The sequence below is a fragment of the Bradyrhizobium sp. SZCCHNRI1029 genome, from assembly GCF_032487555.1.
Classification (GTDB): Bacteria; Pseudomonadota; Alphaproteobacteria; order Rhizobiales; family Xanthobacteraceae; genus Bradyrhizobium.
Genome location: NZ_JAUEUK010000001.1, coordinates 881,629 through 897,572 on the forward strand (window position 1 = coordinate 881,629; position 15,944 = coordinate 897,572).

The 15,944-nt window shown below is 65.4% G+C and carries 13 protein-coding genes and 1 pseudogene; 4 read left to right on the top strand and 10 right to left on the bottom strand.

Annotated features, from left to right (window positions below; all coding sequences use genetic code 11):
* Position 1: 1 nt before the first annotated feature.
* From QW861_RS04125 to QW861_RS04140, 4 genes are all read right to left on the bottom strand, one after another.
* Positions 2–1,603, bottom strand: a complete 1,602-nt coding sequence (locus QW861_RS04125) for an ABC transporter substrate-binding protein (RefSeq protein ID WP_315827317.1) — start codon at positions 1,601–1,603, stop codon at positions 2–4.
* Positions 1,604–1,831: 228 nt separating this feature from the next.
* Positions 1,832–2,791, bottom strand: a complete 960-nt coding sequence (locus tag QW861_RS04130; RefSeq protein WP_316192738.1) for an N-carbamoyl-D-amino-acid hydrolase — start codon at positions 2,789–2,791, stop codon at positions 1,832–1,834.
* Between the two features lie 75 nt (positions 2,792–2,866).
* Positions 2,867–4,396, bottom strand: coding sequence for an aldehyde dehydrogenase family protein (locus QW861_RS04135; protein WP_316174014.1), 1,530 nt, complete (start codon positions 4,394–4,396; stop codon positions 2,867–2,869).
* Between the two features lie 10 nt (positions 4,397–4,406).
* On the bottom strand, positions 4,407–5,288 hold the full coding sequence (locus QW861_RS04140) for an NAD(P)-dependent oxidoreductase (protein ID WP_316192787.1): 882 nt from the start codon (positions 5,286–5,288) through the stop codon (positions 4,407–4,409).
* A gap of 107 nt (positions 5,289–5,395) precedes the next feature.
* On the opposite strand from QW861_RS04140, the gene QW861_RS04145 reads away from it, so the two are divergent.
* From QW861_RS04145 to QW861_RS04155, 3 genes are all read left to right on the top strand, one after another.
* Positions 5,396–6,352, top strand: a complete 957-nt coding sequence (locus tag QW861_RS04145; protein WP_316192739.1) for a LysR family transcriptional regulator — start codon at positions 5,396–5,398, stop codon at positions 6,350–6,352.
* 83 nt (positions 6,353–6,435) lie between these two features.
* Positions 6,436–6,759, top strand: coding sequence for a hypothetical protein (locus QW861_RS04150; protein WP_315714609.1), 324 nt, complete (start codon positions 6,436–6,438; stop codon positions 6,757–6,759).
* Positions 6,760–6,885: 126 nt separating this feature from the next.
* Positions 6,886–7,539 carry a hypothetical protein gene (locus tag QW861_RS04155; protein ID WP_316192740.1) on the top strand — a complete coding sequence of 218 codons (654 nt, stop codon included), beginning with the start codon at positions 6,886–6,888 and terminating at the stop codon, positions 7,537–7,539.
* A gap of 231 nt (positions 7,540–7,770) precedes the next feature.
* Here QW861_RS04155 and QW861_RS04160 read toward each other — a convergent pair.
* Both QW861_RS04160 and QW861_RS04165 read right to left on the bottom strand, forming a co-directional pair.
* Positions 7,771–8,443, bottom strand: a pseudogene (locus QW861_RS04160) (transposase).
* A gap of 265 nt (positions 8,444–8,708) precedes the next feature.
* Positions 8,709–10,034 (bottom strand): FAD-binding oxidoreductase, encoded by a 1,326-nt coding sequence (locus QW861_RS04165; RefSeq protein ID WP_315749528.1) that lies wholly within the window; start codon positions 10,032–10,034, stop codon positions 8,709–8,711.
* A gap of 241 nt (positions 10,035–10,275) precedes the next feature.
* Between QW861_RS04165 and QW861_RS04170 the strand changes: the two genes are divergently transcribed.
* On the top strand, positions 10,276–10,752 hold the full coding sequence (locus QW861_RS04170; RefSeq protein WP_008962239.1) for an Lrp/AsnC family transcriptional regulator: 477 nt from the start codon (positions 10,276–10,278) through the stop codon (positions 10,750–10,752).
* Between the two features lie 8 nt (positions 10,753–10,760).
* On the opposite strand, the gene QW861_RS04175 is transcribed toward QW861_RS04170, so the two are convergent.
* The 4 genes from QW861_RS04175 to QW861_RS04190 form a co-directional block, all read right to left on the bottom strand.
* A complete protein-coding gene (locus QW861_RS04175) occupies positions 10,761–12,413 on the bottom strand; it encodes an ABC transporter ATP-binding protein (RefSeq protein ID WP_316172362.1) in 1,653 nt (550 codons plus the stop codon).
* Complete coding sequence (locus tag QW861_RS04180) at positions 12,414–13,268, bottom strand: ABC transporter permease (protein WP_316192741.1); 855 nt, start codon at positions 13,266–13,268, stop codon at positions 12,414–12,416.
* Positions 13,265–14,215 carry an ABC transporter permease gene (locus QW861_RS04185; protein WP_315714615.1) on the bottom strand — a complete coding sequence of 317 codons (951 nt, stop codon included), beginning with the start codon at positions 14,213–14,215 and terminating at the stop codon, positions 13,265–13,267. Before QW861_RS04185 ends, QW861_RS04180 begins: the two co-directional genes overlap by 4 nt.
* An 82-nt stretch (positions 14,216–14,297) precedes the next feature.
* Positions 14,298–15,905 carry an ABC transporter substrate-binding protein gene (locus QW861_RS04190; RefSeq protein ID WP_315749524.1) on the bottom strand — a complete coding sequence of 536 codons (1,608 nt, stop codon included), beginning with the start codon at positions 15,903–15,905 and terminating at the stop codon, positions 14,298–14,300.
* Between the last annotated feature and the right edge of the window lie 39 nt (positions 15,906–15,944).

Consider the following 15,944-nt stretch of genomic DNA (forward strand, 5'->3'; position numbering starts at 1 on the left):
CCTATGCGGTCTTCGACACGCCCCAGAACAAGGGGATCGGCCCCTTGGTCACGCCCGAGACATTCTTGCGCCAAGCAGTATAGCCGAGGAAGAACCCGGTGGGTGCGAACACCACGTCGTCGATCGCCGCCTTGTTGATGCGGCCGGCGACCGCCTTCTCCTCGTCGAGCGACTTGGCGTTGAACCAGTTGGTGATCTCCTTTTCCACCGGCTCGCTGGTCGGCCAGCCGAACCAGGCCTTGTCACCATTGGCCCGTAGCGCGGTGTAGGCGGCCGGGTTGATGCAATCGGCACCTGCGTGCCAGGTGTGGAACATGTGCCAGCCGCCTTGCGAAGGCGGCGTCTTCTGCGCGCGGCGGGCGCCGACGGTGCCCCAATCGGTGGCGACGAAGTCGACGGTCATGCCGAGCTTCTTGAGGAGATCGGCGGTAACGTCGCCGAATGCCTTGGTGATCGGCTGGTCCTGCGCGACGACGCAGGTGATCGGCTCACCCTTATAGCCGGCCTCCTCAAGCAGCTTCTTGGCCGCCGCGAAATCGCGTTTGCCTTTGAGGATGTCGCCGCCCGCCTCGGTATAGAGCGGCGTGTCCGGCGTGAAGAAGCCGGGCAGCGGCTTCCACAGCGCGTTGTCGTCGCCGACCAGCGCGCGCATATAATCTTCCTGGCTCATCGCCATGAGGATCGCCTGGCGCGCCTTCACGTTGTTGAACGGCGCATGCAGGTGGTTCATGCGGAACGAGCCGACATTGCCGAGGGGATCGCCGATGTCGACGCCGATGTTCTTGTTGCCCTTCAGCACCGGCACGAGATCGGTGATCGGGTTCTCCCACCAGTCGACCTCACCGTTCTGCAGCGCGGCAGCCGCGGTCGCAGGATCCGGCATGATCACCCATTCGACGCGATCGACCAGCACCTGCTTGCCGCCGGCGAGCCACACCGGCTTCTCCTGGCGCGGCACGTAGTCGGTGAACTTCTCGAACACGGCCTTGGCGCCCGGCACCCACTCGCCCTTGACGAATTTGAACGGGCCAGAGCCGACATATTCCGACATCTGCTTGAACGGGTCGGTCTGCGCAATGCGCTCGGGCATGATGAAGGCGCAGGGCGCATTGCCCTTGCCGAGCGCGAACAGCATCTTCGGATAGGGCTGCTTCAACACCCATTTGAAGGTCTTGTCGTCGACGGCCGTCAGTTCGTTCTGCAGCGCCTTCAGCATCAGGCCCATCGGATCGCGCGCCGACCAGCGCGTGAGGCTGGCGACGACGTCCTTGGCGAGCACCGGCTCGCCGTCATGGAATTTCAGTCCCGGGCGCAGCTTGAAGGTCCAGGTCAGGCCGTCGTCGGACACCTGCTCGGATTCCACCATCTGGCGCTGCGGCACGAACTGGTCGTCGATGCCGTACAGCGTGTCCCACACCATCGCGGCCGCGTTGCGCACGACATATTGCGTGCCCCAGATCGGATCGAAATTGGCGAGATTGGCCTGTGGCACAAAACGCAAGGTGCGTGCGGCAGCGCCTTGTGCGATCGCCGGCGCCGCGATCCCCGTCAGCGCCAGACCACCCGCGCCCGCCAATCCCTTCAATACCGTCCTGCGATCCATGTTCTCTCCTGATGCAACATGCCAAGTTCAATTGCCGAAATTGTAAGCAAGGCCCATGCCATGCACGTGGAGTGCATTCATTTGAACGCAAATGAGGCACGGGGTGCAAGCTTTTGCGTAGCCCGGGCGAGCGCAACGACCCGGGGTTCTCCCGCACAGTTCATGCGAACCCGCATGTTGCTTTCGCTCATGCGGGCTACGGAAAGTGCCGTGCAGCAACATCGTGCGTCACGCCTGCTTTCTGACGGGCGAGCCGTCGGCCATCAGCGTCTCGCCCTTGCGCTCGACGATCATGCCGTAAGCGTGCGGCTGGCGATGGACGTCGAAGTTGAAGACCGTCTGCTTGTAGGATCTGCACAAATCGAGGTCACAGCGCGCCAGCGCGATCTCATCGCCCTTGGTGGCACAGGCCGCGACGATCTCGCCGGAGGGTGCGATGATGCAGCTGCCCGCGATGTGGTCGATGCCCTCCTCGATGCCCCCCTTGGCGACGCCGATGACCCAGGTGCCGTTCTGATAGGCACCGGACTGCATCACGAGGCGGTTGTGGAACAGCGAGAGATCGTCATGCTCCGGCGCGGGCGGATTGTGCACCGGCGTGTTGTAGCCGATCAGCACCATCTCGACGCCCTGCAGCCCCATCACGCGATAGGTCTCCGGCCAGCGGCGGTCGTTGCAGATCGCCATGCCGATGACGCCACCGAAGGCGCTGGCGACGCCGAAGCGCTTGCCGGGCTCGAAATAGCGCTTTTCCAGGTGTTGGAACTTGCGCCACGGCTCGTGCTCGGCATGTCCCGGCAGATGCACCTTGCGGTATTTCGAGACGATCGCGCCGGTCTTGTCGACGAGAATGGCGGTGTTGTAGCGGTGCACGATGCCGTCCTCGAGCGCCAGCTCGGCATAGCCCAGGCAGAAGCCGATGCGCAGCTCCTTCGCGAGCGCGAACAAGGCCTGCGTTTCCGGCCCCGGCATCTCGCGCTCGAAATAGAGGTCGATCTCGGCCTGATCGGCCATGTACCAGCGCGGGAAGAACGTCGTCAGCGCGAGCTCGGGATAAACGATCAGGTCGCAGCCATTGGCGTGCGCCTGCCGCATCAACGCCATCAGTCGCGCAACCACCGCGGTCCGTGTTTCGCTCTTGGCAATCGGGCCGAGCTGACCAATGGCGACGTTGACGAAGCGCGGCATGTTTCCGTTCCTTATTTCGGAACTAAGTGGTCGTTCCGTGGCGCGCAGCTCTTGCACCGATCATGCCATGCCCGCTCAGTCGCGCAAGCCCGGCGCGTAGCCGAACGCCACGGCCGGCTCGGCCGCGGTCTCGACCCACACGCTCTTCACCTGCGTGTATTCGTACAGCGCCTCGATGCCGGAGGAGCGGCCATGGCCGCTGTTGTTGTAGCCGCCGAACGGCGAGGCGACGTTGATGGTCTTGTAGGCGTTGATCCAGAACGTCCCGGCCTTGACCTGTGCTGCGACGCGATGCGCGCGCGCGACATCCCTGGTCCACACCGCGCCCGCGAGGCCGAACTCGCTGTCATTGGCGATCGCGATCGCCTCCGCCTCGGTGTCGAAGCGGATCACGGCGACGACCGGACCAAACACCTCCTTGCGCGCGATACCCATGGCGTTGGTGACGTTCTTGAGCACGGTCGGCTTGACGAAATATCCGCCGTCCTGCGCCACGCCATTTGCGCCAGCGACGATCTCCGCCCCCTCCGCCGCGCCTTCCCGGATCAACGACAGCACGTGATCATATTGCCTGGCGTTGTTGATCGGACCGATCTCGGTGTCCGCCGACAGCGGATCGCCGCATCTGATCTTCGCTGCACCTTTTGCGACCAGATCGACGAAGCGGTCATAGACCGCGCTCTGCACCAGCAGCCTGGAGCCGGCGACGCAGCTCTGTCCGGCGCCGCCGAAGATCGCGGCCTGCGCGCCGACGGCGGCGCGTTCGAGATCGGCATCGGCGAACACGATGTTGGCGGACTTGCCGCCGAGCTCGAGCACCGACGGCAACAGCCTGCGCGCCGCGGCCTCGCCGATCAGCCGCCCGGTCGGTACCGACCCGACGAACACCACCTTCCTGACCGCGGGCTGCGCCAGCGCCGCCTGCCCCGTGGTGTGGCCGAAGCCGGCGAGCACGTTGACGACGCCCTTCGGCAGGCCCGCGCGTTCGGCGATGCCTGCCAGCGCCAGCGAGGTCAGCGGCGTCAGCTCCGAGGGCTTGAGCAGCACGGCGTTGCCCATGCTGATGGCCGGCGCGATCTGCCAGCCCGCGGTGAAGATCGGCGCATTCCACGGCGTGATCTGCAGCACCACGCCCATCGGCTCGCGACGCGTGTAGTTGAGATGGCTCGACGGCACCGGGATGACGTCGCCGTGGAATTTGTCGGCCCAGCCGGCATAGTACTCGAACATCTCCGCGACCTTGGCGACCTCGCCCCTGGTGTCGCGGATCGGCTTGCCGGCGGACAGCGCTTCCAGATGCGCCAGCGGCTCGGCCGCGGCGAGGATCGCCCGCGCCACCGCCTGCATCACGCGGCCGCGGCCCGCGGCGGTGAGCTTCGCCCATTCCGCCTGCCCCGCCGCCGCCGCAGCAGCAGCCCTGGCCGCGACGTCGGCACCGGCATCGGCGTAGGTGAACAGCAATCTGCCGGTGGCGGGATCATTCACCGAGACCGTCGCGCCATCGCCCACGATCAGGTCACCGCCGACATGGGAGCCAACGGCCTCCAAGTCAGGCCAGAACGGCAGCGTGGCGGCGCGCAGGCGGGGATCGATGAAATGGGTCATGGCGGCACGCTCACGGCTTCGGCATCGGACCGAGCTGTAGCTCGACGATGCGGTTGAAATCATCAGTGTCGGCGATGCTGGCAGCGCTGTCGGCCCAGATGCGCGCGGTGTCGGCGGCCATCGGCAGCGACAGTCCGAGCTCGCCGATGAACTGCGCCGCGAGCCTGACGTCCTTGCGCATCAGCTGCATGGTGAAGCCGGAGTCGAAGGCGCCGTTGAGAATCCAGTTGGGCACGTTGACGAGCGTGACGCCGGAGCGGCCGGAGCCGGCATTCAGGCCCTCGAGCAGCCGCCCGGCATCGACGCCCGCCGCATCGGCGATGCGCAGCGCTTCCGCGGCGGTGAGCAGATGCGCGGCGCAGAGGAGATTGTTGACGATCTTGGCGACGTTGCCGGCGCCGACGCCGCCGACATGGACGCGCTTGGCGCTCATGCGCTCCAGCACCGGCAGCACGCGCGCGAGATCATCGCCGTCGGCGCCGATCACCATGGTCATGGTGCCGGTCGCCGCGCCCTTCGGCCCGCCGCTGACCGGCGCATCGACGAAGCCCATGCCGCGCGCCTTGAGCAGCTCCGCCAGCCGGCGCGACGTCTCGGGATGCGAGGTCGAGGTGTCGACGATGACGACGCCGGCCCTGGCATGCGCGAGGATACCGCCGGCGCCTTTCACGACATCGGCGACGATGCCGGCGGTCGGCAGCGACAGGATCACGATGTCGGCGGCGGCGATCACGCCGCCGATGCCGTCGACAACCACAATGCCCTCGGCCGCGAGCGCCGCGCGCGTCGCGGCCAGCGTGTCGTAGCCGGTGACGGCAAAGCCCGAGCCCTTCAGCGTCAGCGCCATACCGCGCCCCATGTTGCCAAGTCCGATGATGCCGACCGCGGCCACGAGGCCTCCTGCCAGATTTGCCTCGCCAGCGTAGCCGCGCAATTCCGGAGCAGACATCAGCGCCGTCCGCCGCTAGTGTTGACGTCAGGTCAACACGTTCCGAAGCCATGTCCGCCCTGCTCGATCACCACCGCCTGCACTATCTGCACGAGGCGATCCGCCTCGGTTCGGTGCGCGCCGCCGCCGAAGCGCTCGACGTCAACGCGTCGGTGATCAGCCGGCAGATCGCGCTGCTGGAAAAGGAGCTCGGCCTCACTTTGCTCGAGCGCCTCAGCCGCGGCATCCGCGCCACCGCGGCCGGCGCGCTCCTGGTCGAGCGCTTCCGGCAATGGCAGGCCGACCAGGCCGACACCGTCGCCAAGCTGCGCGAATTGCAGGGGCTCAAACGCGGCCATGTCGACATCGTGCTCGGCGAGGGTTTCGTCAGCGACCTGATGTCCGGCCCGCTCGGCCGGTTCTGGCAACGCCATCCCGACCTCACCATGGCGTTCGATCTGGCCGGCACCAACGAGGTCGTCAATGCCGTCGCCGAGGATCGCCATCACATCGGCCTGGTGTTCAACCCATCAGCCGATCCGCGCATCCGGATCGCGACCGCGAGCTGGCAGCCGCTCTGCGCGATCATGCCGCCGGATCATGCGCTCGCGCGGCTCGGCCGTCCCTTGCGCTTGCGCGAGCTCGCCGATCACCCCCTCGGACTGATGCATCCGAGCTACGGCACGCGTCAGGTCGTGGCAATGGCGGAGGCCGCCGAGCGCATCGCCCTGTCGCCGAAGCTCACCACCAGCTCCATCAACGTGCTCCGCCACTTCGTCAGGAGCGGCCTCGGCCTGACGCTCCTGCCGGCCTTCGCGATCGCCGCCGATCTTGCCGACGGCTCCCTCGCCGCCGTGCCGGTGGACAACCGCCTGCTGGCCTCGAGCGAAGCCTGCGTCATCACCCGGCGCGGCCGCGAGCTGCCGCATGCCGCCAGCCATCTGCTGCGCTTTCTCAGCGGCCAGATGCGGGCGTTCCGGGTCGGCGGAGCCGCCTGCAAGACCAGGACGCGCGGCGCCGGACGTTGATCCGCACAAATCATCACGGATCGTTTTCCGTTGCGCTCGCGCGTGGGTTGCGATTGGATATTGTAATTTAGAGAATCGACTTCATGCGCCACGCTCTCGCGATCGCGTTCGGCCTGTGGGCGGCGACAGCAGCTCAGGCCGAGACCTGCCAGCTCATCGGCAACCAGATCCTGTGCGACGACGGGACGTCGGGACAGCGGATCGGCAACAACACCTATTGGAGCGACGGCTCCTCGTCCCAGCAGATCGGGCGCTTCACCTACAACAACGACGGCAGCAGCTCGCAGCAGATCGGCAACCACACCTACTACAGCGATGGCACGTCGTCGCACACGGTCGGAAGCACGACCTATTTCAGTGATGGCAGGACGTGCCGGCGGATGGGTAATCGCGTCTCGTGCGACTAGGCGATTCGGCCAATGTGACCGCCGCTGCAACGGCTTCTCGGAGCTGGAAATCTTCGAAATATAGGGAATTGAACCCTTGCATCGGGGCATGGCGGCTCCGGTCGACGGTCGTTCAACTGGCGTTTCATGAAGGTGGCCATCATGGAGTTTCGCTTTTCTTCAACGATCGAAGACGAGGTCTCCCACGTCCGCTTCCAACTTGGAAATCTCGAATTCTTTCGCGCCGAAAAATATGATGTGACCTGGCCAGATGCGCTCAAAGCGGAGATCGCGCAGGGTATAGCTCGGTTTTCAGATGAGAGACTGCGCGACGCGATCGTGCGTCACGACTTGCCGGGCGCCAGTCTGGAGCGCGTCGTGCAGTCATGGCGGCGGGTGGAGGATCGATTTGCTTCCGATTTCGTTGCGCAGCTTACGCGTCAGTTGCCAAAGGTCGTGCGCGTCCATGTCACCAAGTTTGGTCCGGGCGGGTCGCACAATGGCGCATCGATGGCGCCGCGATTAGTCGTAAGCTATCCGGAAATGAAGGGATTGGATTTCAACAGCGTTCTCGTCCATGAGTTCATCGAAGTCTTGCTTTGGAGAAAGTTCCGCAGCGAAGAAGCCAGACTGGGAAAGAGAGCCGCTCATGCCATCAAGGAGGCTGTGGTCGACAGGTTCTGCTCCTGCGACAACCTGAAACCCGTCGTTGGGAGCTACAGAAAACAAGCGAGCTATTCCCAGCTGCCTCCGGATTGGGAAGATTGGCTACCAGCTAAAGGGCTGACGTGGAGTCAGTAGCGACCAGGCCAAATCGAATGCGGCGTCATGCTGGCTGGCGTTGATGCTGCGGTGATGACGGCTGGCAAGCAGGAGGTCACAGTTCGGGCCGCCAAACAGTCAACCACCCGACGAATTCACTTTACGACCAAACCTTGACCGAAAATCCGGCGCGATGAATTTTTGAGGCGAGCCGGGTTTCGTTTGCTACCAAAACATCAGACTCGTCCGCAGTGACCTTGCCCCCAAGTTTTATCCAGATCTGAGTTCGTTCGGGCGGTTTGATGTGCCCATCTGGGCGGTCGTAGCGGCGGGAGCTGGCGCGGAGCTCTCGGCATAGCGCAGCGCCAGATCCCGACGCGGATTGCAGGTGGCGGCGAACTCGGATGGCGTCTTCCATCCGAGCTGGGAGTGCGGCCGAGCGTCGTTATAGTCGGTCCGCCAGCATCGGAGCGCGACGCGGGCCTGAGCAAGCGAGGTGAACAGCGTCTCGTTCAGCAGTTCATCCCGCAGGCGACCGTTGAAGCTCTCGATGAAGGCGTTCTGCATGGGTTTGCCCGGCGCGATGTAGTGCCAGGCGACACGGCTCTGATCGGTCCATGTCAGGATGGCATTGCTCGTGAGCTCGCTGCCGTTGTCGCTCACCACCATCTTGGGCTTGCCGCGCTCGGCGCCCAGCCGGTCCAGCTCCCGGGCGACCGGGGCGCCCGAGAGTGAAGTGTCGGCCACCAGCGCCATTCTCGTCCTCCAGCGTCTTCAGCCGCTTGGCCTCCGAGACGTCCATTCCGCCGAACTTGGCCTTCCACTTGTAGATGCTCGCGCCGCTCACGCCATGCTTGCGGCAGAGATCGGCGACCGGAACGCCAGCCTCGTGCTCCTTCAAAATCCCAATGATCTGTTCTTCCGTAAAGCGGCCGCGCTTCATGCTCTGGTCCTCGTTGGGCCAGAACGAACTTCAAACTGGATTAAGCCCCAGGGGCATGGTCAGCGAATACCAACAAAATCAGAGAGTTGAGAACTCGTTTGGGGGAAAAGGCATCATTGTTCTGCAACGCCTTCCAAGAGCAGGCCCCAAACGGACTGGACGAAGTCAGCCGCAGACCGAAGGGCCGCCGAGCGGCGAACCGGTGAATTCGGCGAACCGAACGGTCTGGCGCAGTCGGGGGCTTGACGTCCCGGAGACGTAACCTTCAGAAGTCTGCGACCGCCTTGGACTCATGCCGGGCGAAACGCACGGGAGCGTAGGGCCTGGGATCGACGATCGGTTTGGCGGAGGTCACGAGATCGGCGATGAGATGGCCCGCACCTGGCCCGATGCCGAAGCCGTGGCCACTGAAGCCGGCGGCGACGATCAGGCCGGGCAGCGCGGCGAGCTCGCCGATCGCAGGCACGCCGTCGGGCGTGGAATCGATGTAGCTCGCCCACGCCGCCGTGACGCGGCTCTGCTTCAAGGCCGGCAGCAGCTCGACCGCGCGCGCCCGGGTCAGGCGGATGGTGGCCTGGTCCGGCCGGGGATCGAGGATGCGGGTCAGCTCCATCGGCGTCGGCGCGTCGAGCCGCCAGCGGCCGACCGTCTCGTGGCCGGCGCGCAGGCCTTCGAGCCCGCCGGGCAGCAGGCTGCGCCAGCGCCTGGCGAACATCGGCAGGAAGTGCGGCGCGAAGCGCAGCTGCTGAAGTGTAGGATCGACGCGGCCGCGGCCGCTGATCGCGAGCGTATGGCCGCCGTCGCCGCGCCGGGTGATCGAGACGGCGGCGGTGTGCAGCGCCGGGGGCAGCGGCTCCGCCGACGGCGACAGAGCGAGCGCCGAGGCGCGGATCGAGGCCATCGGCAGTGCGACACCGAGCTGATGGCAGAACGACGAAGCCCAGGCGCCGGCGGCGAGCACCGCGACCGGCGTGCGGATGGTGCCGCGCTCGGTGATCACGGCCGACAGCCGGCCGCCGCTGGTCTCGACGCCGCGCACGGCGCACATCTGGTGCACCGAGTCGCCCTGCTTGAGGATCGCGCGCGCCACCGCGGGCGCGGCATCGGCGGGGCTGGCGGTGCCGTCGGTCGGCGAGAACACGCCGCCCTTCCAGCTGCGCCCGGTGGCCGCGCCGCGCGCGGTGGCCTGGCGGCTGTCGAGCATGTGCGTGGTGACGCCGGCGGTTTTGGCGAACTCGCCCCATCGCGCCCAGCCGGCGAGCTCCGCCTCGTCGTTGCTGAGATAGAACAGGCCGCAGCGCGAGAAGCCGGTCGCCTCGCCGCTCTCGGCCGCAAAGCGCTCCCACAGATCGAGGCTCAGCGTCGCCATCGGCAGCTCGCGCGCATCGCGGTTCTGCTGCCGGCACCAGCCCCAATTGCGGCTGGACTGCTCGGCGCCGATGCGGCCCTTCTCGATCAGCGCCACCGCGAGCCCGCGCCGCGCGAGGTAATAGGCCGTGAACACGCCGACGATGCCGCCGCCGATGACCACGGCATCTGCACGCGCGGGCAGCGTTGGCGATGTCTCGACGAGCACCAGCGGTGCGAGCATGCGGTCTCTCCGGCTGTGGGCTGGCTCAGCCTAGAGTGGCAGCCGGCCGTTCGGGCACCGGATTCGTGGCCCGAACGGCATATCATTCTGCCGGTCTGCACAGCGCCGGCGTATTGTTTTGCATCGCATAATCCCGGCGGATACGGCCCCATTCTTGCTTTACGGAAGTTTCGATGGCTCAGCGGCAGAATTTTCTGCTGTAATGGGGACCGGACGCGGCGTCACACGGGACCATGGCTTCATGAAGCTCGATCGCATCGACATCAAGATCCTGCACGAACTGCAGAAGAACGGCCGCGTCACCAATGTGGAGCTGGCCGAGCTGGTCAACCTGTCGCCGAGCCCCTGTCTCATGCGGGTGAAGAAGCTGCAGGCGGAAGGCTATATCGAGGGCTACTCGGCGCAGATCTGCGTCTCCAAGCTCGGCCAGACGCTGACCGTGTTCACCGAGGTCACCCTGAAGAACCACCGGCAGATCGACTTCGCCCGCTTTCTTGCCGCGGTGGAGAAGATCGACCAGTTGATCGAGTGCCATCTCGTCTCCGGCGGCTACGACTACATGATGAAGTTCGTCACCGCGGGGATCGGCGAGTACCAGACCATCATGGAGCGGCTGACCGACATGGACATCGGCATCGAGAAATATTTCAGCTTCGTCGTGCTGAAGTCGCCGATCGTCAAACCCTATCTGCCGCTGACCAGCCTGTTCCAGATGTAGCCGCGCGGTCAGCGCTGGCAGTATTCTCGGACCTGCTCGGGATCCTGGCGGAGATTGTCGAGCCAGGCGGGATCGAGCTTCGGCACCGACGACAGCAGCAGCTGCGTATAGGGATGCTCGGGCCGCGCCATGGCCTCGGGCGTAATCTGCTCGATCTTGCGTCCCCGATACATCACGACGATATCGTCGCAGATCGCCTCCACCACCGACAGATCGTGGCTGATGAAGACATAAGCGAGATCGAGCTCGCGCTGCAGCTCCTTGAGCAGATCGATGACCGCCGCGGCGACGACGGTGTCGAGCGCGGAGGTGATCTCGTCGCAGATGATAAGCTTGGGATCGGCGGCCAGCGCGCGAGCGAAGTTGACGCGCTGCTTCTGTCCACCCGAGAGCTCGCCCGGACGGCGCAGCCGCAAGCTCTGGGGCAGCTTCACCATGTCGAGCAGCTGATCGATGCGGGCGCTGCGGTGCTGGCGCGGCATGCCGTGATAGAATGTCAGCGGCCGCCCCAGAATGTCCTCGACCGTATGCGCCGGGTTCAGCGCCGTGTCGGCATGCTGGAACACGATCTGCACCTGGCGGAGCTGGTCCGCATCGCGGCTGCGCGCGTTGCGCCCGAGCTCGCGGCCGTCGAACACGACGCCGCCCGCAAACGGCGGCAGGATGCCGGCGATGGCACGGGCGAGCGTCGACTTGCCGCAGCCGGATTCGCCGATGATGCCGAGATTGCGTCCGCGCGCGACGCGCAGGCTGACGTTCTCGACGGCCACGATCGCGGGCAGGCCGTCCGAGCGCAGCGGACCGTAGCCGACCGACACCTCGTGCACTTCGAGCAATGCCTCGGCCGCCACGGACGCCTCCGCTCGCGGTTCATGATGCGGCGCGATGGCGGCGAGCAGCTGGCGCGTATAGGGGTGCTGCGCGCGCTCGAGAATGTCGGCGGTCGTCCCGCTCTCCTGCACCTCGCCATTGCGCAGCACGACGATGCGGTCGGCGATCTGGGCGACGACGGCGAGATCATGCGACACGTAGATGCCGGCGATGCGATGCGCGGAGATCACCGACTTGAACGCGCGCAGCACCTCGACCTGGGTGGTGACGTCGAGCGCCGTGGTCGGCTCGTCGAAGATCAGCACCTTCGGGCTCGCGATCAGCGCCATCGCCGCGGCGAGCCGCTGCAGCTGGCCGCCGGACACCTGGTGCGGATAGCGCTCGCCGATCGTGTCGGGGTTGGGCAGCGACAGCGCACGGAACAGCGTCGCGGCCTTGCTGCGCGCCTCCTCCACCGGCATCACGCCGTGGATGCGCACGACCTCGATCACCTGATCCATGATGCGGATTGCCGGATTGAACGCCGCGGCGGCGCTCTGCGGCACATAGGCGATCTTGGCGCCGCGCACGGCCGCCTTGTCCTTCTCCGAGAGTGTCACCATGTCGACGCCATCGAGCGTGACCGAGCCGCCGACGATCTGGCAGCCGGCCCGCGCATAGCCCATCAGGCTCATCGCGATGGTGGTCTTGCCGGAGCCGCTCTCGCCGATCAGCGCGACGATCTCGCCTTCGGCGATGTCGAGATCGACGCCCCTGATGATCTCGATGGTGCGGCCGGAATCGGTGGTCGCCTCGACGCGAAGATCGCGGATCTGCACCAGGCTCGTCATCTACGACGCCCCCCGGTCGCGGATCTTGGTCGGCAGATTGTCGATCAGGAGATTGACGGCGATGGTGAGGCTTGCGATCGCCAGCGACGGGAAGATCACGGCCGGCGCGGCATAGGGCAGCCCGCCGATGTTCTCGCGCACCAGCGCGCCCCAATCGGCATAAGGCGGCCGCACGCCCAGGCCGAGAAAGGACATTCCGGACAGCAGCAGCACGATGAACACGAAGCGCAGGCCAAGATCGACCAGCACCGGGCCGATGATGTTGGGCAGGATCTCGGCGCGGATCAAATAGAACAGGCTCTCGCCGCGGATCCGAGCCACCGTGACGAAATCCATAGTGTTGATGTTGACCGCGAGCGCGCGGGCGAAGCGGTAGGCGCCGGGAATGTAGATCACCGCCATGGTCACGATCAGCACCGGGATCGACGAGCCGACCGCGGCGACGACGACGAGGCTGAACAGCTTGCTCGGAATCGAGCTCAACGCGTCGAGCTGCCGGCTCAGCACCATGTCGACGACCCCGCCGGTGATCGCCGCAATCATGCCGAGCGTGACGCCCGACACGCCGGCGATGATCACGGAGGCCACCGAAATGCCGAGCGTATAGCGCGCGCCCATCAGGATGCGCGAGGTCATGTCGCGTCCGAGATAGTCGGAGCCCAGCCACAGCTCGCGGCTCATGGGGCCGAAATAATCGGTGTCGACGATGTCGCCGATCGGATGCGGAATGATGGAGGGCGCGACGAACGCCACGACGATCCAGAACGCCACGATCAGCGCCCCGGCAACCCCGACAGCGTTGATGCGGTAACCGAAGCGCGGGGTTCGCGAGGCGGATTTCGCGGCGCTCGTCATCGCAGCCTCGGATTGGACAGGATGGCGATGATGTCGGCCGTGGTGGTCAGCAGCAGGAAGCCGAAGCAGAAGATGATGGCGCAGCTCTGGATCAGCGGCAGGTCGCGGGTCGACACCGCGTCGACCATCAGCTTGGCGATGCCGGGATAGTTGAAGACGGTCTCGATGATGATGACGCCACCCAGGAGATAGGACAATGACAAGGCCACCGCATTCACGATCGGGCCCAGCGCATTGGGCAGCGCATGGCGGAGCACCAGACGGCCGCGCGAGGCGCCCTTCAAGAGCGCCATCTCGACATAGGGCGTGTTCAAGGTCTCGATCACGGCCGCCCGGCTCATCCGGATCATCTGCGCCGAGATCACTATGGTTAACGTCACGACCGGCATCGCATAGGCGCGGGCGAAATCAGAGGCGGTGCGGATCTCGCTGATGAAGGACACCGCCGGCAGCCAATTAAGATAGACAGCGAACAAAAGCACAGCGAGGGTCGCGATCATGAACTCCGGCACCGACACGATGCCGATGACGGCGATGGTCAGACAGCGATCATACAGCGTGTTGCGCAGCATCGCCGCGGTGATGCCGAGCGTCAGCGCCAGCGGTACCGCGACGGTCGCGGTGAGGCCGGCGAGCTTGAGGGTGTTGACGAGGCGCCCGCCGATCAGCTTCGCGACTGGCATGTTGTTGGCATATGACACGCCGAGATCGCCCTGCACGACGCCGGCCAGCCAGCGCAGGAAACGGAAAATGGCGGGATCATCGAGATGCATCGCCTTGCGCAGCCCCTCGACCGCCTCGGGGGTCGCGGCCTGGCCGAGCAAGATCGTCGCGGTGTCGCCCGGCAGCATCGCGGTGGCGAAGAAGACGGCGAATGAGACAATGATCGCGGTGACCAGCGCGATCGCCAGCCGGGCCAGGATGAGGGATGCGATCCGATGTTTCAAACTTTGGGTCCGCGAGCCTGATCAGATCATGGTCATCGCGGCGCCGCCCCGAGTGACCGGCGCCACGCGACTCAGACAACATTCACGAATCGAGCCAGACATACTCGGCGAAGGCATATCCCATCATGCCGCCGAGCGGGCTGGGCTCCAAGCCCTTCAGTCTCGACGAGGTGGCATCGATATTGGAGATGTACGCCGGAATGATGGTGCCCGCCTCCTCCGCGATCATCGCCTGCATCTCGGCATACATCTGCTTGCGCTTGGCCTGGTCGAGCAGGCCGCGCGCCTCGAGCATCATCTTGTCGAACCTCTCGGACTTGAAGCGGCTCTCGTTCCACGGCGCCTCGGAGGCATAGAGCAGCGAGAACAGGATGTCCGGCGTCGGGCGCGGATTGATGTTGCCGAAATGGACCGGCGCCTTCAGCCAGTAATTGTCCCAATAGCCGTCCGAGGGAACGCGCTGCACGTCCAGCGTCAGGCCGATCGCCGCCGCCGAGGCCTGGATCACCATGGCCATCTCGATCGCCGAGTTCGCCGCTTCCGAGGTCACGACCGGGATCGACGTGCCGAGCACGCCGGCCTTCTGGAACAGCGATTTTGCCTTGTCCGGATCGAACGGCTTGGGCTTGAGGTCGGGGTTGTGGAAGAAATTCGCCGGCGAGACCGGCTGGTCGTTGCCGACGACGCCGAAGCCACGCAGCACCGACTTGACGATCTGCTCGCGGTTCACCAGGTGCTTCATGCCGTCGATGAAGTCCTTCTTGTTGCCCGGCGCCATGTCGAGACGGATGTTGAGGTCGGTGTAGTTGCCGGTCGTCGATTTCGACAGCGCGATCCCCTCCTTGCCCTCGATCAGCCGGAGCGAGCGCGGGTTGATGCTGGCGGCGAGCTGGATGTCGCCGGAGAGCAGCGCGTTGACGCGCGCGTTCTCCTCCGTGATCGCGATGAACTCGATCTGATCGAGATAGGGGCCGTCCTTGAAATAGTTCTTGTTGCGTACGCCGATGGAGCGGACGCCCGGCTCGAAGGCCTCGCGGACGAAGGCGCCGGTGCCGTTGCCCTTGGAGAAATCGGTGGTGCCGTCGGCGACGATCATGAAGTGATGCAGCGCCAGGATCATCGGCAGGTCGGCGTTGGGGCTCGCCAGCGTGATCTCGACGGTGGTCTTGTCGACCGCCTTGAAGCCGGTCATCTGCGCCGCGATCTTGGCGACCTTGGAGCCTGTCGCCTTGTCGAGATGCCGCTTCAGCGAGAACACGACGTCGTCGGCCGTCAGCGGCTTGCCGTCGTGGAAGATGACGCCCTTCTTGAGCTTCACGGTCCAGGTCTGCGCATCCTGGGACTCGACGGATTCGGCGAGCTCCATCTGCGCCGCGCCGCTCTTATCGAGCGTGGTGAGCCGATTGTAGAACGAGCAGCAGCGCACATAGTCGGTCGAGAAAGACGCCTTGGCCGGATCGAGCGTGTCGGCCGTCGAGGTGGACCAGCCAGCCGCCTTGATCGAGCCGCCCTTCTTCGGCGTGGCCGCGAATGCGCGCTCGGCGCGACCGAGGATGGTGCTGCCGGAAGCGAGCGCGACGCCATTGGCGAGCATCATCTTCAGGAGATCCCGGCGCGAGGCGCCGCGCCGGATTGCCGCCTCGACCAGCACATCGTCACTCGGAGTCCAGTTGGTGATCCCTTTGCTCATGTCATCCGTCCCCTGTTCGATCCGGCAGAATGAAAATCG

Coding starts and splice junctions, on each gene's coding strand:
- QW861_RS04125 (WP_315827317.1), bottom strand. CDS start 1,603: ATGGATCGCAGGACGGTATTGAAGGGATTGGCGGGCGCGGGTGGTCTG.
- QW861_RS04180 (WP_316192741.1), bottom strand. CDS start 13,268: ATGACGAGCGCCGCGAAATCCGCCTCGCGAACCCCGCGCTTCGGTTAC.
- QW861_RS04165 (WP_315749528.1), bottom strand. CDS start 10,034: ATGCTCGCACCGCTGGTGCTCGTCGAGACATCGCCAACGCTGCCCGCG.
- QW861_RS04190 (WP_315749524.1), bottom strand. CDS start 15,905: ATGAGCAAAGGGATCACCAACTGGACTCCGAGTGACGATGTGCTGGTC.
- QW861_RS04150 (WP_315714609.1), top strand. CDS start 6,436: ATGCGCCACGCTCTCGCGATCGCGTTCGGCCTGTGGGCGGCGACAGCA.
- QW861_RS04135 (WP_316174014.1), bottom strand. CDS start 4,396: ATGACCCATTTCATCGATCCCCGCCTGCGCGCCGCCACGCTGCCGTTC.
- QW861_RS04130 (WP_316192738.1), bottom strand. CDS start 2,791: ATGCCGCGCTTCGTCAACGTCGCCATTGGTCAGCTCGGCCCGATTGCC.
- QW861_RS04145 (WP_316192739.1), top strand. CDS start 5,396: ATGTCCGCCCTGCTCGATCACCACCGCCTGCACTATCTGCACGAGGCG.
- QW861_RS04175 (WP_316172362.1), bottom strand. CDS start 12,413: ATGACGAGCCTGGTGCAGATCCGCGATCTTCGCGTCGAGGCGACCACC.
- QW861_RS04170 (WP_008962239.1), top strand. CDS start 10,276: ATGAAGCTCGATCGCATCGACATCAAGATCCTGCACGAACTGCAGAAG.
- QW861_RS04155 (WP_316192740.1), top strand. CDS start 6,886: ATGAAGGTGGCCATCATGGAGTTTCGCTTTTCTTCAACGATCGAAGAC.